The following is a 20,753-nucleotide window of genomic DNA, read 5'->3' on the forward strand; positions in this document are numbered from 1 at the left end:
CCCTGTGATAAAATGATCCCATTAAAAAGGAAAAGGAGTATGATTATGAATCCTGTTTTAAAGGTTGAAAACCTGCAGAAATTTTATAAAACAAAAGGTACCGTTACGAAAGCGATTAACCATATCAGCTTTGAAGTAGAACGAGGAGAATATATAGGAATCATGGGGGCATCCGGGAGCGGAAAGACGACACTTTTGAATTGTATTTCCACGATAGACCGTCCGACGGCCGGAAAGATATTGATTAGTGGGCGGGATGTGACCAATCTGAACGAGAATCAACTGGCAAGGTTTAGGAGGGAAGCACTGGGGTTTATATTTCAAAGCTTCAATCTTCTGGACACATTGAGCGGTAGAGATAACATTGCTCTGGCACTGGCAATCAACGGGGTGAAACCTTCCAAGATCCCCCAAATAGTCGGGCAGGCAGCATCCGATTTAGATGTAGAGTCTATTCTCGATAAATACCCATATGAGATGTCCGGGGGACAGCAGCAGCGTATTGCCTGTGCCCGGGCGATTGTGACGAATCCAGCCCTGGTCCTTGCGGATGAACCGACAGGGGCGCTGGATTCTAAATCAGCGGGCATGCTGCTGGAAAGTCTTAGAATCATGAATGAGGATAAGAGGGCGACGATACTGATGGTCACTCATGACGCATTTACTGCAAGCCATTGTAAGCGTATTCTGTTCATAAAGGACGGAAGAATCTTCAATGAACTGGTCAGGGGCATGAAGAGCCGGAAAGAATTTTTTGATGAAATCATGCAGGTCGTTTCTTTTCTGGGAGGTGAGAAGAGCCATGCCCTTTAAGAAAATAAAAAGCAGGTCCACATCAGGGCTTTTCGATGAACTTGCCAGAAAGAATGTAAGGAAAAGTGCGAAAGATTATTTTATCTATTTTTTTACTCTGGCTCTTTCTGTATGCTTATTTTATAGCTTTAACTCCATAAGTACCCAGTTCACTTCATTGGGAATCGAGGATAAGCTGAATTATCTTGCTTTTTCGTCCGGCATGCTGAACGGATTTTCTGTGATTGTCTGCATTATCATGGGCGCGCTGGTCGTATATGCAAACCGCTTTCTGCTGAAGCGGAGAAAAAAGGAAATGGGAATCTATGCGACGCTTGGAATGGAGCGTAAGGAACTGAACGGAATTCTTATGAGAGAAACGCTGCGTATAGGCGCATTTTCACTGGTCGCAGGTCTGGTCATGGGAATCTTTGCGGCACAGATATTGTCTTTGCTGACTGCAAAGCTGGCAGGGATCAGCCTGGAGTCCTATCGTTTTATGGTTTCTTTTAAATCAATAGGGCTGAGCGTGCTGTTTTTCGGAATTTTATTTATTTTCGTACACTTTTTTAATACAAAAGAATTAAAGAAAATGAGCCTTTTGGATATGCTGTATTCAGACCGGAAGAATGAAACTGTGGCAGCGGCAGGCATAGGTGCAGGATGGCTGTTTGCAGTGCTGTCAATCGCCTTAACCGCAGGTGGATATTATATACTCATCACTGTGGCCAAGGAGGATATTGCAAGGGCTCTGGGGCAGGGCGTGGTACTGCTCATGCTGGGGACATTGTTTTTTATCAAGTCTGTCCTTAGAATTTCGACCAGACTGGAAAAGATGAACAAACGATATTACTTTAAGAACCTGAACCTATTCACGACAAGCCAGTTCTCCTCCAGGCTGAAGTCAGAAAGTACTTCAATTGCAATGACCTCTGTTCTGTTGTTCTTATCGTTATCTTTAATCATTCTGGGGCCTGGAATGGGGAAATACGTGACGAATGGGATTGAGTATTCGACACCGTATGATGCTTCCATTTATTATTCATCGGTGGAAGGTAAAGATGTAGAGGATCCGATGGAGTTGTTGAAGTCAGCAGGATTTGACCTGCAGAAGTATTCCAATTCTTACGAGGCGTTCTGGACTTACACGGCATCTTCCCTTACCTCGGATTTCCTTTCGGGAGAGAAGGCGGAATACGAGAAAAGCGAAACGAATCATAAGGTAGAAATAAGTCATGAGGCTGGCGGATTCGAAGGGTATGACGAAGCAGAGTATGCAGCATATGAGCAGCAGATGTCCCTGCTTACGATTCTGGGGCTGGAGGACTATAATCGAATCTTAGCCTCCCAGAATCAAGAACCGGTACAACTGAAAGAAGGGGAGTATGCAGTGTCATATGCATTCCCTGTGATGGAAAAGAAGCTGGAAGAGTTCCAGAGGAATCCGAAAACACTGACCATAGGTGATACATCCTTATCTCTGGCACCAAAGGGGATTTACCGTGCCGGTTGGAAGAATCAGAATATATTATCTGAGAATGGAACAATCATTGTGCCGCAGAGTAAGGTTCAGGAATTGACACGGGACATGTGGTTCGTAGATCTTAACTATCTGAGTCAGGATGAATCATTTGGCGATAAGGTTTACGATGGCTGGTTCAATGCAGACGTGACAGGTTTCCAATTGTGGACGAGGCAGGAAACAATGGTTTCTCTCACAGCGGATAATCTATTGACCACATATCTGGGGCTGTATCTGGGTATGACATTCCTGATTACAGCCGGTGCGGTTCTGGCGATCCAGCAGATGGCCCATTCAGCAGATAATATAAAACGCTATAACCTACTGAAGAAGCTGGGGGCATCAAAGAGGAATATGAAACAGACAGTGACAAAACAGCTAAGGGTTTACTTCGGCATGCCTCTGCTGCTGGCGGTCATTCATACAAGCGTTATTGTAGGTGTCGTATTTAGCGAGTTTGAAGGCTTTGATGCCAAATCGAAGCTGACGATTATCGGTGCCGGGGGTTTGATTGTTTTTGGCGTATATATTGTATATTATATTACGACATATCTGGGAAGTAAGAGAATCCTGCAGTTGAAATAAAGAGTCTTCAAAAATCTTCTGCCCTTGATTTATAGAGGTTCAAGAGTTATCATGAGAAGAAAGGCAGGGGCAGAAAATGAATATTATAGAAGAAATTCTGGATTATAATAAGAACTTTGTAGAAGAAAAGAAGTATGAGGCTTACAAAACAACTAAATACCCGGATAAGAAGCTTGCGATTCTGACGTGTATGGACACGAGACTGATTGAGCTTCTTCCGGCGGCTCTCGGGATCAGGAACGGGGATGCCAAGATCATTAAGAATGCAGGAGGGGTTATCAGTCATCCATATGGCAGTGTGGTCAGGAGCCTTCTGGTTGCAATACTGGAGCTGGGTGTGGATACGGTGATGGTAATTGCACATACAGACTGTGGTGTGCAGCAGATGGACAGCGGCCGCATGCTGGCGGAACTAAAGGTACGGGGCGTTTCGGAGGAGACGTTGGAGGGGCTGCACCGTGACGGGGTGGACTATAGCAGCTGGCTGCGTGGTTTTTCTAGCCCGGAAGAGTCTGTCCGGGAGTCGGTTGCCTGCTTGAAAGAGCATCCGTTGATACCGAAGGATGTTGTGATATGTGGTTTTGTGATGGATTCGGTGACAGGAGAGCTGGCAGAAGTAAGATAGTGAAATTAAGTCAATATGTATTATGAGGTTATCTCATGCATAAAATGTACAGTATAAAATTGACTGGTACGGCAGATTCCAGCAAGACAAAGGACAGTGAGGCAATTATGAATAAGAATTCTATCAAGTCTGACCGGGCCCAAATAGCTGCAATTATCGGGGGGATTCTCCTGCTTTTTGCAGCTTTTTTTATCGCTTTTTCTGTGCAGGACCAAAAGCAGGGAGAAAATAGGGAAGGCCTGATACAAGAGACAGCACGGCTTGATACTTCCGGGCTGATTTTGGAGGTAGGTGAGGATGAGAGGAGTGTACGGGTAAACTGGTATTCGAATGAAAAGTCTGATTTTGAACTTCAGTATGGGATTCCGTCCGGGGATGGAGAACCTGACAACTATGTGTCCGTACCGCTTAGCAGACGAAAAGGCGGTGTCGGGGGCGCCTTCTGCTATACAGCCGGTATGACGGCACTTGAGGCGGACAGCAGGTATGTATACCGGATTCTGGAAACTGGCAGTGGGAAAATGTCCCGGGATTATATTTACCGGACTGTACAAGTAGAAGAGATGTTCACCTTTTTGTTCGCGGGCGATCCGCAGATCGGGGCGGAGGGAACGGAGGAAGACAGTAAAAAATGGGATGAAACTTTAAAGAAGAGTGTGTCCCTTGTGCCGGAGGCTTCTTTTATTATTACGGCAGGCGATCAGACAGACAGCTCTGACAAGAAGAAAGCAAATAAGCAGTATCTTGGATTTCGGAGTCCTGATGTGTTAAAGGAGCTTCCGGCAGCAGTCAACCGGGGGAACCATGAGGCGGGGAATGACCTGTATGAAAAACAGTTCCAGAGGGAAGGGCAGCAGGGGATGGAATATAGCTTCCTATATAAAAATGTGTTGTTTATCGCACTGGATTCGATGTCCACGGAACCCGTACAACAGATAGAGTTTTTTAGAAACACGGTGGAAACATATCCAGCGGACTGGATTGTGGTGACGATGCATTATTCCCTCTTCAGTGCAGGCTCTCATGCATATGATCATGACATTATCCGGCAGAGGGAGTATTTTGCACCTGTTTTTTCGGAGTGCAATGTGGACCTTGTGCTGGCAGGGCATGACCACAGCTATACGAGGACTTATTATATGAACGGATTGAATTCAACGGGAAAGGATGGTGGGAAGAAGGAAAGAGGAGAAGTCCTTTATCTGACTGGCGGTTCATCCACAGGAAACAAATTCTATAAGAAGACGAAAAAAGAAGTCGGGTATGATGCATTTTTTCTGGAAGATAAGATTCCAGTGGTTACGTCTGTGAATGTGAACGGAAAGACGATGACAATACGGACTTTTGATATGGATAGTAACGAGGAAATAGATTTCTGCGAAATAAGGAAATGAAAAATGACTGTTTACATGAACGTCTGTGAACAGTCATTATAAAAACGCAGCAGGAGGGATTTGAACCCCCGGAGCGTTGCCGCTCTTCTGCTTTCGAGGCAGATGCCATCAGCCAACTCGACCACTGCTGCATATGGGGCACAGTTATATAACTGTGCCTCAAATATTGTAACAAATTTCGGCAGGAAACTCCAGTATTTTTTCAAAAAAGTTTTATCTTATTATCTTCTGTCTCATGCCCTGTTTTTTCTGGAAATAGGGGTACCCCCATTTGAAAAACCAGAAGCAGAAGATGATCTGTATAACGGTGGAGCAGGGCGTTGCGAGGGCTATGTGGAACAGCGAAGCATCTGCGGCCCTGCTCATAAGATAGGATACCGGTATCCGGACACCGAAAGCGCCAATGAGGCCCTGTATCATAACGAAGGTTGTGCAGCCGCATCCGTTAAAATATCCGATGAAGCAGAATAAAAAGGACACGAGCAGTGTATCAATGGCATAACCTTTCAGATACTCGGCGGAGGCAAGGATGACGGCACTGTCTTTCGCGAAGACTCTGGAGAGGAGATCGCCGTGGAAGAATGCGAAATAGCTCATGATAATGCCAAAGCTAAAGGAAGTAAGCATTCCGTAATACAAGCCTTTTATTGCCCGTTTCGGCTGTCCGGCGCCTATGTTCTGTGCGACATAAGCGGACATGGACTGCGTGTAGGCAGAGGGCACAAGCATGATAAAACCACACAGCTTTTCTGCAACGCCTACCCCGGCAGACGCGATCACACCAAGCTGGTTGACGATAGCTGTAATAGCCAGAAATGAGATGCTGACAAGCAGGTCCTGCAAAGCACAGGGGGCGCCCATTTTTACGATCCGCAGGATGATTTTCCTGTCAAACTGAATCTGTTTTCTGGAAAACGGAAAAGCCAGTCCGCGTTTTTTGATAATGATAAGTGATAAAACAACGCTGATGGCCTGTGAGAAAACAGTTGCCAGAGCTGCCCCGGAAGCCCCCAGCCTGAATGCCGCGACAAACAAAAGGTCGAGAAGAATGTTCGCTGCACAGGCAATCATGACAGCGATCAGGGGCGTTCGCGCATCGCCCATTCCCCGGAAGATACTCCCCAGGGTATTATAGGCGGCGATGAACAGGATTCCGGCGGAACAGATCATGACATATTGTACCGTATATTCAAAAGCTTCCGGAGGTGCGTGGAGGAGTCTGACGAATACAGGGGTCATGAACATCATGACAGCGGTCAGTGTCAGGCTGAGTGCAGCAAACAAGCAGATTCCGGCGCCTACGGTATTGCCGATCTCATGTTCCCTGCGCTGCCCGAACTGCTGGCCTATGATGATGGTCACGCCCATAGCCAGTCCTGTGATGATGACGGTCAGTGAATAGAGCACCTGGCTTCCTGTAGCTACGGCAGAAACGGACGCAGGCGATGCAAACTGCCCGACAACGAGTAGGTCAACCGCCCCATAAAGTGTCTGCAGGATCAGGGCAGCCATGATGGGCAGGGTAAAGCGCATCAGCGGTCCCAGTATTTTCCCTTGTGTTAAGTCAGTATTTTTCTTCATAGTGTAAAAGTCCCCCATAAAAATGATAAAATAAAAAAGGACAAGAAAGCAGGCGTTTCAGCCTGCCATCTTATCCGGCAAATCACTTCTTAGTGAGTATCCGCCCTCCGATGAGCAAGTATATTTTATCGGGGAGTGAAGAAAATGTCAACCTATTTTGGGGAGAACTTATTAAGATCTTTTCAAAATGGCCTGCATCTGGCCAATCTCTGCATTCTGTGATTCGATGATATTTTGTGCGAGCGCTGCTGCCTGCTCTTCATCTGTGTTTCCTAAGATGGCCCGGGCCATGTCCACTGCCATCTGGTGGTGCATGATCATCCCTTGTGCGAAGGCATCATCTACGTTTTTAGGGGACTTGTGGGAGGCGTGGTCCATATGGTGTGCGGAAAGCATTTTTTCATAGGCATTCAAATATGTCTGCTCCTGCCCGGCGTTCTGGGTGCCCTGTTTTTTTATATCGTCGATCATTGTCTGCATCTGTTGGATTTCCTGCTTCTGGACCTGTATGATACTTTCGGCCAGCTGGCGCAGTTCATCATCGGAACCGCCGTATTTCAGATAGCTTTCTGACATGGAGACGGCTGCCTGATGATGGGGGATCATTCCAGTCAGGAAGTCCAGGGCGGCGTTACCGGCCGGGGCAATATTTTCCATATCCTGCATCATTTGATTCATGAGTTCATTTTCATCATTTATATAGCTGCTGAGATTTTTCTGGTCGGAAGAGCCGGCATCGGTATTTCTTCCGAAGAGGGCCCAGAAAATCAGTACGATTAGGACGGCTGCGGCTATTCCGCCTGTCCAGTAAATTGTTTTTTTGTTCATGATGACCTCCATATGAGATAGGGTGATTATATATTACAGTCTGTATATTCCGGTGCAGACTGTTAGTACTTAGAATGCCGCATTCGCCGGGGTTTATACGGATTGATCTTGAAAGAAGCTGGGATATATACCTCGGCTCGCAGCAGGTATGTTTCTCACGCGGATATCACGCACTCATTACCACAAAACTTATGCAAAGTTATATTAGGAAAATAAAAGTATTGTTAAAATTAATATAATATATTATTGACAATAGTGTGTGACACACAGTATAATAAAAACACAAGGAGGCGGTGCTATGGGAGAAGAAAAAGATCTGATGGGGAACCTGGTCTCTGAACTTAGGAGGGGAACCTTGATTTTAAGTGTACTGAGCCAGTTAGGGGAAGCAAAGTACGGATATGCACTCGTACAAAGTCTGGAGCTGAAAGGTGTGGAGATAGACCCCAATACTCTCTATCCGCTGCTGCGGAGACTTGAGAAGCAGGGACTGTTAAGCAGCCAGTGGGATGTAGGAGAGGCGAAGCCAAGGAAGTATTACAGAAGGACACTTCTGGGAGATGACATTTTCAGAGAACTGAAGGAACAGTGGGAGAGATTATCGGCTAATATGGAGCAGATTTTGCGGGAGGAATCGATATGACAGACAGAGAGCGGGAGTTGGTTAACCGGTATATATATGAAGTGACGAAACGTGTTCCGAAGGCACAGCGGGAAGAGATCGAGCTGGAGCTTAAGGAACTTATAGATGATATGCTGGAAGGGCTGACGCTGGAACAAATATTTGCAAAGCTGGGGGATCCGGCCGTGTTTGCAAAGAAGTACAGGGAAGATAAGAACTATATGATCAGTCCGGAGTACTATGACAATTATATGTGGGTGATGAAGATTGTACTTATATGTACGGCCGGGGGACTTTTTATATCTGTAGTTGTGAAGTGCATCATTGACTATAGTAGTATTTTTTATATCATCGTCCGCTTCTTAAATGACATCATCATAGCAGGGCTGACAGTATTCGGGGCAGTGACACTGATTTTTACATTTATGGAGCGGCAGAAGGTCAGGATCGACCTGAAGAAGGAGAAGGCATGGACACCGGATATGCTGAACCCCATACCGGACAAAAAAGCAAGGATCAGCCGGGGAGACTGTATCGCATCCATCGTATTCCTGATCCTGTTCAGCTGTCTGCTCATTTTTGCACCACAGCTGTTCGGTGCATACTCGGTGAAAGGGGATAAAGTGGTGAATGTTCCGCTGCTTAATCTGGCGAAGTGGGATATCATCCTGCCGGTGTTCCTGTTTAGTATGCTGGTTAGTTTTGTGGATGAGATCATAAAGCTTGTGACGGGATGTTACTGCAGGCTTGTAATGCTGAGCAGTATTATAACAAACGCAGTGGGACTTATTTTATCCGTGATTGTGCTGAAAGTGCTTCCGTTTTGGAATACTGATTTTGTCCGGGAAGTAGCACAGTTTGATAATGATTTTAAGTTGAAAGTATTCTGGCAGAAGAAGATGGTATTGGGATGGGACGGTCAGACGCTTTCCAATGTTATTCTGGCAATTATTGTATTTGCGTGTGTAATTGAAGTTGCAACAACAGTATATAAAACAATGCGGTATGGCCGCGATATGTGACAGTATATGGCTAAATAGACAGAATAGCCTGCCAATGAAGTTCAAAAGGGTCAGACCCCTCTGCAGAGGGGTCTGACCCTTTTGAACTTTTTGGATTCTCCATGCATGTTGACTAGATACTCTATCCTATTTTCAGATAAATTATGTTAACTTTATCTTATCAAGTATGTAGGAGGAACGAGTGATGTTAGGTTTATCCAGAATTCTAATTAATTATCAGGAGAATCCTGTCGGGATTGAAAAAATTGAACAGGTTGGCTGGGTGATTGTGTCGGATCAGAAACATGTGATACAGAAGAATTATGAACTGCAGATCAGCAGGGACGAGGAGTTTGGAGAGCTGGTTTATGACAGTGGTGTATCAGAGAGCGGGGAATCGGCCCATGTTGTAATCGACAATGAATCTCTGAAACTCCAGTCATCCACGAAGTATTTCATCAGGGTAAGGATCTCTGCAAAAGATGGGGGGCCAAGTGAATGGAAGACAGGCTTCTTTGTGACAGCGCTGCTGTCTGAGGAAGATTGGAAGGCGGAGTTTATTACGATTGAGACAGAGGCGGATAAGGATGACAGCAGAGGGTCTTATGTGAGGAACGAGATTGTAATCGGAAAAAAGGTAAAGGCTGCATACGCGCATGTGACCGCACTTGGCCTGTACCAATTGTATATCAATGGGAAAAAGGTCGGTGATGATGAGTTTACACCCGGATGGACTTCTTATAATAAGCACTTGCTTTATCAGACCTATGACGTCACGGATTATCTGTATGGTGAAACAGGGGAAGAGGGCAGTGTAAATGCAGTAGCGGGCCATATCGGGGCCGGCTGGTATAAAGGTACGGTTGGATTCGTGCGCATGCGGAATCATTATGGGACAAGAGCGGCCTTTGCCTGCCAGATTGCAGTGGAGTATGTGGACGGGTCACGGGAAACATTTTTGACGGATACATCCTGGAAGGGAATATACAGCCCGGTGCTGTTTTCAGAAATATATGACGGAGAGATTTATGATGCGCGCAGAGAGATTCCCGGCTGGAATGAGGCGGGGCTGAATACGGAAAACTGGGCGGACGTGGCGGCAGTACCTTTCCGGGCTGATGTGCTGTCAGCGCAGAGCGGCTGTAAGGTGAAACAGATTACAGAGGTTCCGGCGAAAAGAATCTTTCAGACGCCGCAGGGGGACACGGTCATTGATTTTGGACAGAATATGACGGGCTGGATCGAGTTTAAGGTCAAGGGCAGATCAGGCGACAGGGTAGAACTGAACTGCTTTGAAGTGCTGGATGCAGAAGGGAATGTTTATCTTGATAATCTGCGTTCGGCGAAGGAAACGATTATCTATACATGTAAAGGCAGCGAAGAAGTAACATTCCACCCTCACTTCTCATTTCAGGGATTTCAGTTTGCGAAAGTTTCTGCATATCCGGGAGAGTTGAAAGAGGAGAATTTTACAGCGTATGCACTGCATTCGGACATGGCTGTTACGGGAGAGTTTGAGTGTTCTAATCCGGATATCAATCAGCTGCAGCACAATATTATATGGGGGATGAAAGGCAATTTCCTCGATGTGCCGACCGACTGCCCGCAGAGGGATGAACGTCTGGGCTGGACGGGGGACGCACAGATTTTCTGCCGTACGGCTACATTTTTAAAGGATACCTATACCTTTTACAGCAAATGGCTCCGGGATGTGGAGGCAGACCAGACAGATGAGGGCGGGGTGCCCCATGTCGTACCGGATATTCTGATCGGGAAGTCTTCTGCCGACCGGCTGATGAAGGACGGGGACCATTCTGCGGCGGCGTGGGCCGATGTGGCGATTATTATGCCCTGGACACTTTATCTGACTTACGGGGACACAACCGTTATCGAAAGGCAGTATGACAGTATGAAAGCATGGATCGGATTCATGCAGGAACATTCCGTAGGAAACATCTGGAATTATAAGCTTCAGTTTGGCGACTGGGTGGCTCTGGATGCCGAAGAGGGCAGTTACTTCGGCGCAACGCCGAATGACCTGACCTGTACCGCATATTATGCGTATTCCACAAGGCTGTTTGTGAAAATGGCCGAGATCATCAGACGCACGGAGGATGCAGAAGAATACAGGAAGCTGTACAATGAGATTGTGGATACCTATCAGAAGACATTCTTTGATGAGACGGGACACATGAATGTGCAGACACAGACCGCACAGATCGTTTCTCTGTACTTTGACCTTGTGCCGGAGGCGTTCAGACAGAATGTGGTGGATGATCTGTTAATGCTTCTGGATAAAGAAAACGGACATCTGGTGACGGGATTCGTCGGCACTCCTTATTTCTGCCATGCACTCAGCCAGAACGGGCATACAAAAGAGGCTTACGAACTGCTTCTGAAAGATGATTTCCCGTCATGGCTGTATCAGGTCAGAATGGGTGCGACGACAATCTGGGAGCACTGGGACGGCATGAAGCCGGACGGGACGATGTGGAGTCCGGATATGAATTCCTTCAACCACTATGCTTACGGGGCCATCGGCGAGTGGCTGTACCGGGCGGCGGCAGGAATTGAATGCGACGAGAAGCATCCGGGCTACAAGCACAGCATCATTGCCCCTCATCCGGGAGGCGGGCTGGATTACGTGAAAGCTTCCTATGAAAGTGTATATGGAAAAATCGTATCTGACTGGAATGTGGATGGAAATAGGGTGACACTCCACGTAGAAGTTCCATGTAATACAACCGCATCGATCTGCCCTTACAATGCGACAGAGATACTGGACTCATGCGGGCTGGCTTTTGAGGAAACAAGAGAGGGATACCAGGCAGAGGCAGGTTCCGGAATCTACGAGATTACCTATCTTATGGAATAAAAACATTTGACTGGATTTTCAATATCGGTTTGTAAGATTATCCATGTTAAGCGAAAAAGAATCATGTTAACATAAATTTATCAAAAGCAAGGAGGAAATTAAGAAATGAAAAAGAAAATAGCTGCAGTGCTTTTATGTGCCACCATGATCGCGGGGATGGCGGCAGGATGCGGATCTTCTGACAAAGGATCAGGCACATCATCAGGCGGAAAGGATATGACAGAACTGACACTTTTGATCGACACGGATGTTACCACGGCAGGATTTGAAGCAGTTGCGAAAAAGGCAGAAGAGAAGCTCGGGATTAAGGTGAATATTGAAACAAGGCCGGGCGGGGCAGACGGAGACAACATTGTGAAGACAAGACTTGCATCGGGCGACATGGCAGACCTTTGCCTTTACAACTCAGGGGCCCTGCTAAACGCATTGAATCCGGCGGAATACTTTATCGATATCTCCGGGGAAGATTTTGTATCAAGGATCGATGACAACTACAAATCAGCAGTTTCCGTCGGGGATAAGGTATTCGGTGTCCCATACCAGTCCGCACAGGCGGAAGGAATCGTTTACAGCAAACCGATGTATGAGAAATACAATCTGGAAATCCCGAAGACATGGGACGAGTTCCTTGCTAACTGTGATGTGTTAAAGGAAAACGGCGAGACAGCCATCTTAGGTACATATGCAGATTCATGGACTGCACAGGTTCCATTCTTAGGAGACGCCTACAATCTGGAACAGAGTGATCCGGAGTTCGCAGAAAAATTTGATGCGGGAGAGGCAAAATGGGCGACTACACCTGCAGCCTTAAGAAGTTTTGAAAAACTGGCCGATACAACAGAATACTATAACAGCGACTACCTTGCAACGACATATGACGACGGCTGCGATATCATGGCTAATGGCGAAGCCGGCCACTGGTTTATCTTATCCCAGGCATTATCCAATATTTATGAGCTGTATCAGGATCAGGTTAATGACCTTGGCGTATTTGCAGTACCGGGAGACAGTGCAGAAGATAACGGAATCACACTCTGGTACCCGGCAGCTCTTTACGGCAACAAGAACAGCGACAAGACAGATGCGATCCTGAAATTCATGGAATTCTATATTTCAGATGAGGCACTTGATGCATACTCAGAAGCAGTTCTTCCGGACGGCCCATACTGTGTAAAAGATTACGAGATGCCAGATAACGCGTACGACCCGGTAGCAAACGATATTCAGGCATACTTTGAATCTGGAAAAAATGCACCGGCGCTGGAATACATCAGCCAGGTAAAAGGTGCTGACTGTCCGGCAATCTGTCAGGAGCTTGGCTCAGGGCAGACAACAGCAAAAGAAGCGGCTGAAAAATACGACAAAGACTGTGCAAAACAGGCAACGCAGCTTGGATTAGACTGGTAAAAATTTAACAAGCAGGCTCAAAGGGGTCAGACCCCTTTGAACCTTTCGAAAATTGGAGGGTGGAAATGGACAAGAAAAAAATATATTCGAATTGGTTTATCGTACCGGCGATGGTGATTTTCACAGTATTCTTCCTCCTGCCGATGGTCATATCATTTTTCTTCAGTATGACGGTATGGGATTTCAACAGTTTTACGTTTTGCGGATTTGATAATTTTAAGACATTCTTCTCAGATTCGTCTTTGTACAGCTCTGTTATCAACACTCTGATTTATGCAATACTCACATGCGGGCTGAAACTTATCATTGCATTTTTCCTGGCGGTATTTCTGACAAGTAAGATTAAAACGAAAAATTTCTTGAGATCTGTAGTATTCTTTCCAAACCTGATCAGTACCATTGCAGTAGGTATTACATTCTGCGCTTTAATGCATCCGTCCAAGGGTCTGATCAATCAGGTGATTACTATGCTCGGTGGGACAGGGATGGACTGGCTCGGCAATACAAAGACAGCTTTATATGCAGTCATTCTTACGGATGTCTGGAAGGGCGTCGGGGTTGCAACCGTTATTTTCATTGCCGGCATGCAGTCGATTGACAAGACTTATTATGAGGCTGCTTCGATTGACGGCGCCACGGCATGGGAACAGCTGAAGGCAATCACGGTGCCGCTCAGCCGGCCGGCCATGAATTCCGTTATCATACTGGCATTCATCGGCGGCATGCGGACATTTGACCTGATCTGGGCGATGACAGGCGGCGGCCCGGGATATGCGACAGAGGTCATGGCATCCACCGTTTATAAGCAGTATGCAGCAGGATTCTACGGATTGTCCACGGCAGGAAATGTAATTATGTTTGCTGTCATAGCACTTCTGGCATTCCCGCTTCAGAAATTCCTGCTCAGCAAGGAGGCAGAATAACCATGAAAAAGAAAAAAAGATTATATCTTCTGGGTGATGTATTAGGAGTTGCGGCTGCATTTATCATATTTATCGTACCATTCGCTTTTATGCTGGTAAATGCACTCAAAGAACGCAGGGAAGCCAATCTCCTGAGTATCGTACTGCCGACAGAATTCCACTGGGAAAACTTTGCCGAGGTGTTTAAGGCGAATAATTACCAGATACTTACTGCTTTTAAAAACAGCGGACTGATCGTGGTCGGTTCTGTCCTGATCCTCATTATCGTCGGTTCTATGGGAGGCTATGTTCTCCAGAGAAGAAAAGACCGTGTGATGGGTATCATGAATTCACTGATCATGGCAGGGCTGATGGTTCCGGCCGCAATACTGCCTACGATCTGGGTATTGCAGAGAATTCACCTTTATAAAACAATATGGGGAATGATCCTGATAGAAGTGGCCCTTCAGATTCCGTTTACGATCATGCTTTTCAGAGGATTTATGAGTTCCATCCCGATAGAACTGGAAGAGGCAGGGTATATGGACGGATGTTCAAAATGGAAGATCTTTTCCGCTATTATTTTTCCCTTGCTCAAGCCGGTTACATCCACTGTGATTATCCTGAATGCAGTTACTATCTTTAACGACTTTACCAATCCTCTGTACTTCCTTCCGGGGGCAGAGAACGCAACCGTACAGCTTACACTTTATAACTTTATGGGGCAGTACTCCAGTTCTTACAATATGCTTTTTGCCGATGTAATACTGATAACAATTCCGATGCTCATACTTTTCATATTCTTCAACAAGAGGATTGTAGAAGGAATGGTTGCAGGAGCAGTCAAAGGATAAATAAGAAAACTATAAGACCGGATGCAGAACCGTGACAGATACGGTTCTGCTGCCAGTCTTTTTGTGATATAATGCATTTACTTGGAGAGGGGGGACGGCATGAAGTTCCAGAAGAAGATCATTCTTGTCTATACAATTTTTTCTGTCCTGATCACAGGAATCTTCGGGGCGGCATACTATACTTTGAATGTCAGGCAGTACAAGGAACGGGAATACGGGAATATCCGGACTGTCTCGAATGTGAAGCTCCAACAGATGGAGGATACGCTTGAGAGCATGGAATCTGCCATTACATATGTCCTGTCGGATATCGAGGTGCTGGATGCCCTGAAAAAGCTTGCCACACTGAAAACAGACTCCTATGCGGACATGTATTTCAGCGACTCCACTGCCACTGTCCGTGCAAAAATTAACTCCTACTATTTAATGGAAGAATTTTACCGCATGGTCTTTTTCAATAAGAACGGGAGGACCATTGCAAATAATAACTATACAAACACCGCTCTGAATACAGATGCCTCCTATCAGACCTACCCGTGGGTGGAAAGGGTGAGCGGGAAGGGCGGCAGGAATGTGCTCATAGGACTCCATGAGGATGACTGGGGCAGCCGTTCCAAACCGCAGGTGATCTCTGTCGTGAAAGAGATACAAGGGATGGAGATGGGATATCTTGAGGTGCAGAAGGACAAGGCTTCACTGGATAAAATGATCGCGAATACAGATGAAAACATAACCTATATTTTCATGACGAAAGAAGGGGAATTCCTGTATTCGGATGCACGTCAGGTCAAGGCAGAGTATTACTGGAACCTGATGCAGGGCCGTGATAAGGATATCGAGGAGATTGAGACCGCGGATGGTGAGAAGGCATTGTGCCTGATGCAGGAGTCGGATACAGATGATATTGTCCTTATGACAGTCGCACGCATGGACATCAGCCAAAGCGCAGCTATGGAGGTGCTCCCGGTATCTTTGCTTCTGTTGTTCGTGGCTCTTGCCCTCTCACTTGGGTATATTTACCTGACTTCACGGCAGCTGACCCGGCCGATCCAACAGCTGCAGCATTTTATGGAGACGACCCGGCTGGATAATATGGAGGCTGAGATTCCGGAAAAGATTTCAAATGATGAGATTGAATCCCTGTATGTCTCCTACAAAGACGTGCTGAACCGCCTGAACACATCTATGCTAAAAGAAAAGCGTATGTCACTGCTTTCGCTCCAGGCACAGTTCGACCTCCTTCAGGCACAGGTGAACCCGCATTTTATCTATAATGTACTGAACGTAATTTCCAACCGGGGCATGGTGTCGGATGATGAGGTGATCTGTGATATATGCAGTGAACTGGCGGGGATGCTGCGCTACTCGACAAACACGAAGGATAAGTACGCATCGGTGAAACAAGAGATCGAATATCTGGAACTCTATCTCGGCCTGCTGAAACACCGTTATGACTATAAACTCTCCTATGAGATCCGGATAGATGAGGCACTTTATAACAAGCCGCTCCCGAAAATTGTCCTTCAGCAGATCGTGGAAAATGCGGTTAATCACGGGTACGGGTCAAGTTCTGATATCATCAGGGTGGAGGTTGCCGGGGCACTGACAGAGGATGGCTGGTTCTTGAAGGTGCATGATGATGGAAATGGAATAACGAAAGAGAAACTGGACGAAATAAATAATAATATTTCTTCCATAAGGAATAAACTGACAAATGACCGCAGCGGTGTAGAACTTGAAATAGGTGGAATGGGACTGGTTAATACTTATGCACGCCTGTATCTTTTGTACAACGATGATCTCATATTTGAGATCCGCCCGGGAAAAGAAAAGGGGACGGATGTAATCATCAGATGCAGGGAAAAAAGAAGGCAAAGTGCAGAAGATCTGAGTATAGAACAGAGGAATGATAAAAATGTATAAAATTATGGTAGTAGAAGATGAGCCTACGGCGCTGAACCATGTATGCATGATTCTGGAAAAGAAATGTCCACAGTATGAGATTATGGGGACGGCGGAAAACGGCGGTGAAGCACTCAGATTGATCCGGGAAGAACAGCCGGACATCCTGATCTCTGATGTAAAAATGCCCGTGATGGACGGAATACAGCTTGTTGCAAAGGTGAAGGAAGAGTTCCCGGAGGTGCTTTCAGTAATCGTCAGCGGCTATTCTGAATTTGAATATGCCAAGGGTGCCCTCCAGTCAGGGGTATGTGATTATCTCTTAAAACCGCTGGCTCCATCGGATATGAAGAAGCTGATGGACCGGCTGGAGCCGAAGCTGAATACGTTATATTATGAAAAACGAAACAGGCTGTTAAGATCACTCTGCAATGGGAAACAGGCGGAGGATGCAGACCGGCTTTACCGCTATTTCCCGGCAGGAAATTACTATGCGGCCATATACCGGAAAAACGGCCTTCCCAAAAGATTTTCCAGAAGAACAGGCGTCGAAATATTTTCTATGGAAGAGGAAAAAGTGTATATCTATGGGCGTGACGAAATGGAGGCACTGTATCTTTTCCCCGAGGAACTACTGTTTTCAGGAGACTTCAAGGGAATGGCGGAGCGCATTTTTGAGAGGGAAAAAAGTGGTTATACATATCAGACGGCAGTTGTGTACAACGAATCATTCCCTTTGGAGGCACTTCCCGAAATCGTGAAAAAGCTGTACAGGAGGCTGGATGAATCGGTGGTAATCGGAGAAAACCAGGTGTTGTACCTGAACGGCGACAGCCAGGAATGCCGGAATCCGGGGGAGGAGGAGACGGCCAAAAAGCAGCTTGAACAGGTAGAATACTGCATCCGATATAAAGAGGATAAGAAGTTTCCAACAGAATTGAAGAAATTATTTGATATATTTAGGAAACAGAAAAGTAGTCAGATTTATGTGGAATCTGCAGTGAAATATATTTTTCAGCTGGTACGCAACCTTTATCCAATAGAGAGGGAATTTGTCGATCTGGAGTTTATGATAGACGATGCCTTTTACTATGCGTCCGATATGGATGAACTGAAGGAGAATATACTGACGGTCATCAGACAGTGCATCCCGGATATGGGGAAGGAAAAGATTGATAATAAAGAACAGCTTTTCCATTCTATCTGTTCTTACATGAAGGGACATATGGATGAGGCAATGACGCTGGGCAGTATCTGCAGGCAGTTTGGTGTATCCCAGACATCCTTAAGCAGGATGTTCCGTACATATGAGGAGACTTCTTTCAGCAATTACCTGACCAGTATCCGGATGAAAAAAGCAATGCAGATGATGGAGCAGGACCCGGAGGCCTATATCAAGGACATTGCCGAGCGGGTGGGATATACAGATCAGTTTTACTTCAGCCGCATCTTCCGGTCAGTGACGGGGGTCTGCCCTAAGGAATATATGGAAAAAGCAATGTTGCAAATTTAGTTCAGAAGGGGTAAAATTCTTTTATAAAACGATTTATGGAAGGAACAGGGGATATGCATAAGGACAGCGGCACGGATAAGAAGAAAGCAAATTTAATCAGGGTAGCCAGGTTCATCCTGCACAGGCGTGTGACCTCTAAACCCGAGATCGCGGCAACATTAGGTTTAAGCATGCCAACCGTCCTGCAGAATGTAAAAGAGCTTATCCAGCGTGGGATTATCATTGAGAGCGGGGAATATGAGTCTACAGGCGGCAGGAAGGCAAAGGCACTTTCTGTCAATGCAGGCTTAAAGTATGCCGCCGGCATCGATATTACAAGCAACCATATCAGCTATGTCATGATCGACCTGACAGGGGAACTTGCGGCGAAGGTAAGGGTCCGTGAGAAATTTGAAAATTCACTGGAATATAATGAAACCGTATACCGCCATTTCAGAGAATTTGTAAGCCAGTCCGGGATTGCGGATGATAAGCTTCTGGGGGTTGGGATCTCATTTCCGGGAATCATAGATAAGCAGTATGAGACACTGCTTATTTCCCACATTCTGCGGGTTCAGAATTTAAGCCTGAGAAACTTAAGCCAGCTCTTTGAATATGACGTGCGGTATGAAAATGATGCAAACAGTGCCGCGATGGCAGAGATGTACAGACTGGAAAAAAATGCAGTGTACCTGTCCCTGAGCAATTCTGTAGGCGGATCATTCTATGTCCACAACGGGATATATGAAGGCGACGACTACAGAAGTTCCGAGTTCGGCCATATGGTCATCGTTCCGGGCGGCCGCACCTGCTACTGTGGAAAACAAGGGTGTGTCGATGCCTATTGTTCTGCGCAGGTACTGGCCGGGCACACAAACGGAAATCTCGAACAGTTTTTTGAAAGGCTGGATAAGGGCGATACAGATTTTCAAAAGATCTGGGATGAGTATCTTGAGTATCTCGCAATTACTGTGACCAATCTCCGCATGGCTTACGACTGTGACATCATCCTGGGAGGATATGTGGGCGGATATATAGGTAAATATATGGCGGAACTGAGTAAAAAGGTTGTAAAATATAATGGTTTTGAAAATGATACCACTTATCTGAAGACATGCAGCTTCAAAAAAGAAGTTTCGGCCGTGGGGATTGCCATGAGTTTTGTGGAGCAGTATTTTGAATCGCTGGAATAAAATACTGATAAAAAAATCGTTTGACAGCCCCTTTTATTTTAAACGGACATAGCAGGTGGATTTTCCTGAACCTTCCCGCTTTAATTCACCAGAAGATATGAGCTTTCTAAGTGAACCTTCAATGGAACTGATACTCAGGGAAGGACAGAGATCATGGATGTCCTGTTTTGTAAATCGTCCGATTTTATTTTGTGTGGCAATACGCACCATATCTATAGCGGGCAGTTTTTTTTCCACAATAGAATATCTATCATCAAAATCCTTGTATGCTGCAAGTATAGTTCCAAGGATGTATTTGACAAATGGAACAGCGTCCTCAGTACCTTCATGCCATCCATGCTGTACCTGATTAAGTGTATTATAATACAGGTCCTTGTTTTTGGCGATCTTTGTTTCTAGAGAAATGTATTTACCTACATAGAAACCATTTCGATAAAGCAGCAGCGTAGTCAGCAGCCGGCTCATGCGCCCATTTCCATCATTGAAAGGGTGGATGCAGAGAAAATCATGGATAAAAATAGGAATTACAATGAGCGGTTCCACTTCAAAATTTCCAATGACACGATTATATTCTTCACAGATTCTATCTAATGCTTCTGGTGTTTCAAATGGTGCAAGTGGAGTAAAAAGAATCTCAGTATGGCCATCCGGATAGGTGGCACTAATATAATTCTGATTATTTTTTGTATGGCCGGCCATTGGATTGTTCATGTGGCTGTACATGATTTTATGAAGCTGGAGAATGTAGTTCTGAGTAACCGGTATAGTGTCAAAATTTTCATGGATAATGCTGAGTACATCTCGATATCCTGCGATTTCCTGTTCATCTCTATTCCTGGGAGTAGTTTTTTCTTCGACAAGCTGCTTAATGCGGGTACTTGTTGTGACAATACCTTCAATTGCATTAGATGCTTCAGTACTTTGGATTTTTGCTATCTCAACCAACTTTTCAAGTTCGTCGGGCCTCTGCTTTAGGTACATCTCTTGTTTGCCAGTTTCCTTATAGATAGCTGCTATCAGACCAAGGATTTCGGAATCCCACTTTTGGTCCTTGATTTGTGAATAGTTAAATGTCCTCATTCCCTTAATCCCCTTTCTTTCCCTTAGAACATAGCATGAATTAAGGGAAAAGTCAATGAAAAAGGGAACTTAACCCTTATAATAGGACAATAATTAAG

At 45.7% G+C, this 20,753-nt stretch carries 15 protein-coding genes, 1 tRNA gene and 1 pseudogene; 13 read left to right on the top strand and 4 right to left on the bottom strand.

Annotated features, from left to right (window positions below; all coding sequences use genetic code 11):
* The first annotated feature begins 45 nt into the window (after positions 1–45).
* From DWX43_RS00235 to DWX43_RS00250, 4 genes are all read left to right on the top strand, one after another.
* Positions 46–813 (top strand): ABC transporter ATP-binding protein, encoded by a 768-nt coding sequence (locus DWX43_RS00235; RefSeq protein ID WP_118618492.1) that lies wholly within the window; start codon positions 46–48, stop codon positions 811–813.
* Complete coding sequence (locus tag DWX43_RS00240; RefSeq protein WP_182440581.1) at positions 803–2,899, top strand: ABC transporter permease; 2,097 nt, start codon at positions 803–805, stop codon at positions 2,897–2,899. Before DWX43_RS00235 ends, DWX43_RS00240 begins: the two co-directional genes overlap by 11 nt.
* 76 nt (positions 2,900–2,975) lie before the next feature.
* Positions 2,976–3,524: a carbonic anhydrase gene (locus tag DWX43_RS00245; RefSeq protein WP_330582207.1), complete on the top strand. Its 549-nt coding sequence runs from the start codon at positions 2,976–2,978 to the stop codon at positions 3,522–3,524.
* Positions 3,525–3,559: 35 nt separating this feature from the next.
* Complete coding sequence (locus DWX43_RS00250; protein WP_118618060.1) at positions 3,560–4,918, top strand: metallophosphoesterase; 1,359 nt, start codon at positions 3,560–3,562, stop codon at positions 4,916–4,918.
* A 45-nt stretch (positions 4,919–4,963) separates the two neighbouring features.
* Here DWX43_RS00250 and DWX43_RS00255 read toward each other — a convergent pair.
* From DWX43_RS00255 to DWX43_RS00265, 3 genes and pseudogenes are all read right to left on the bottom strand, one after another.
* Positions 4,964–5,049 (bottom strand) — tRNA-Ser (locus tag DWX43_RS00255).
* An 82-nt stretch (positions 5,050–5,131) separates the two neighbouring features.
* Positions 5,132–6,529: pseudogene (locus DWX43_RS00260) on the bottom strand (MATE family efflux transporter); the annotation flags it as partial.
* Positions 6,530–6,670: 141 nt separating this feature from the next.
* Positions 6,671–7,327 (bottom strand): DUF305 domain-containing protein, encoded by a 657-nt coding sequence (locus tag DWX43_RS00265; RefSeq protein ID WP_118618064.1) that lies wholly within the window; start codon positions 7,325–7,327, stop codon positions 6,671–6,673.
* Between the two features lie 298 nt (positions 7,328–7,625).
* Between DWX43_RS00265 and DWX43_RS00270 the strand changes: the two genes are divergently transcribed.
* From DWX43_RS00270 to DWX43_RS00310, 9 genes are all read left to right on the top strand, one after another.
* Positions 7,626–7,970 (top strand): helix-turn-helix transcriptional regulator, encoded by a 345-nt coding sequence (locus DWX43_RS00270; protein ID WP_118618066.1) that lies wholly within the window; start codon positions 7,626–7,628, stop codon positions 7,968–7,970.
* Entirely contained in the window at positions 7,967–8,971 is a 1,005-nt protein-coding gene (locus DWX43_RS00275; protein ID WP_118618068.1) for a hypothetical protein, read from the top strand. Before DWX43_RS00270 ends, DWX43_RS00275 begins: the two co-directional genes overlap by 4 nt.
* A gap of 184 nt (positions 8,972–9,155) precedes the next feature.
* Positions 9,156–11,825, top strand: a complete 2,670-nt coding sequence (locus tag DWX43_RS00280) for an alpha-L-rhamnosidase (RefSeq protein WP_118618070.1) — start codon at positions 9,156–9,158, stop codon at positions 11,823–11,825.
* Positions 11,826–11,930: 105 nt separating this feature from the next.
* Positions 11,931–13,232 carry an ABC transporter substrate-binding protein gene (locus DWX43_RS00285; protein WP_118618072.1) on the top strand — a complete coding sequence of 434 codons (1,302 nt, stop codon included), beginning with the start codon at positions 11,931–11,933 and terminating at the stop codon, positions 13,230–13,232.
* A 65-nt stretch (positions 13,233–13,297) separates the two neighbouring features.
* A complete protein-coding gene (locus DWX43_RS00290) occupies positions 13,298–14,155 on the top strand; it encodes a sugar ABC transporter permease (protein WP_109732948.1) in 858 nt (285 codons plus the stop codon).
* A 2-nt stretch (positions 14,156–14,157) separates the two neighbouring features.
* Complete coding sequence (locus tag DWX43_RS00295; protein WP_118618074.1) at positions 14,158–14,988, top strand: carbohydrate ABC transporter permease; 831 nt, start codon at positions 14,158–14,160, stop codon at positions 14,986–14,988.
* Positions 14,989–15,087: 99 nt separating this feature from the next.
* Complete coding sequence (locus tag DWX43_RS00300; protein WP_118618076.1) at positions 15,088–16,911, top strand: histidine kinase; 1,824 nt, start codon at positions 15,088–15,090, stop codon at positions 16,909–16,911.
* Positions 16,904–18,403: a response regulator gene (locus DWX43_RS00305; RefSeq protein ID WP_182440582.1), complete on the top strand. Its 1,500-nt coding sequence runs from the start codon at positions 16,904–16,906 to the stop codon at positions 18,401–18,403. The genes DWX43_RS00300 and DWX43_RS00305 overlap by 8 nt, the downstream gene beginning before the upstream one ends.
* Positions 18,404–18,456: 53 nt before the next feature.
* Positions 18,457–19,575: an ROK family transcriptional regulator gene (locus DWX43_RS00310; RefSeq protein WP_118618496.1), complete on the top strand. Its 1,119-nt coding sequence runs from the start codon at positions 18,457–18,459 to the stop codon at positions 19,573–19,575.
* Between the two features lie 33 nt (positions 19,576–19,608).
* Here DWX43_RS00310 and DWX43_RS00315 read toward each other — a convergent pair whose 3' ends face one another.
* Positions 19,609–20,655: a Fic family protein gene (locus DWX43_RS00315; RefSeq protein ID WP_118618080.1), complete on the bottom strand. Its 1,047-nt coding sequence runs from the start codon at positions 20,653–20,655 to the stop codon at positions 19,609–19,611.
* Positions 20,656–20,753 lie beyond the last annotated feature (98 nt).

Origin of the sequence: Clostridium sp. AF19-22AC (assembly GCF_003479085.1) — a bacterium.
GTDB lineage: Bacteria > Bacillota > Clostridia > Lachnospirales > Lachnospiraceae > Faecalicatena_A > Faecalicatena_A orotica.

Excerpts from the sequence above, each read along its gene's own strand:
- DWX43_RS00310 (WP_118618496.1), top strand. The coding sequence starts at position 18,457 with ATGCATAAGGACAGCGGCACGGATAAGAAGAAAGCAAATTTAATCAGG.
- DWX43_RS00280 (WP_118618070.1), top strand. The coding sequence starts at position 9,156 with ATGTTAGGTTTATCCAGAATTCTAATTAATTATCAGGAGAATCCTGTC.
- DWX43_RS00240 (WP_182440581.1), top strand. The coding sequence starts at position 803 with ATGCCCTTTAAGAAAATAAAAAGCAGGTCCACATCAGGGCTTTTCGAT.
- DWX43_RS00275 (WP_118618068.1), top strand. The coding sequence starts at position 7,967 with ATGACAGACAGAGAGCGGGAGTTGGTTAACCGGTATATATATGAAGTG.
- DWX43_RS00315 (WP_118618080.1), bottom strand. The coding sequence starts at position 20,655 with ATGAGGACATTTAACTATTCACAAATCAAGGACCAAAAGTGGGATTCC.
- DWX43_RS00245 (WP_330582207.1), top strand. The coding sequence starts at position 2,976 with ATGAATATTATAGAAGAAATTCTGGATTATAATAAGAACTTTGTAGAA.
- DWX43_RS00265 (WP_118618064.1), bottom strand. The coding sequence starts at position 7,327 with ATGAACAAAAAAACAATTTACTGGACAGGCGGAATAGCCGCAGCCGTC.
- DWX43_RS00300 (WP_118618076.1), top strand. The coding sequence starts at position 15,088 with ATGAAGTTCCAGAAGAAGATCATTCTTGTCTATACAATTTTTTCTGTC.
- DWX43_RS00285 (WP_118618072.1), top strand. The coding sequence starts at position 11,931 with ATGAAAAAGAAAATAGCTGCAGTGCTTTTATGTGCCACCATGATCGCG.
- DWX43_RS00270 (WP_118618066.1), top strand. The coding sequence starts at position 7,626 with ATGGGAGAAGAAAAAGATCTGATGGGGAACCTGGTCTCTGAACTTAGG.
- DWX43_RS00305 (WP_182440582.1), top strand. The coding sequence starts at position 16,904 with ATGTATAAAATTATGGTAGTAGAAGATGAGCCTACGGCGCTGAACCAT.
- DWX43_RS00295 (WP_118618074.1), top strand. The coding sequence starts at position 14,158 with ATGAAAAAGAAAAAAAGATTATATCTTCTGGGTGATGTATTAGGAGTT.
- DWX43_RS00235 (WP_118618492.1), top strand. The coding sequence starts at position 46 with ATGAATCCTGTTTTAAAGGTTGAAAACCTGCAGAAATTTTATAAAACA.
- DWX43_RS00250 (WP_118618060.1), top strand. The coding sequence starts at position 3,560 with ATGCATAAAATGTACAGTATAAAATTGACTGGTACGGCAGATTCCAGC.
- DWX43_RS00290 (WP_109732948.1), top strand. The coding sequence starts at position 13,298 with ATGGACAAGAAAAAAATATATTCGAATTGGTTTATCGTACCGGCGATG.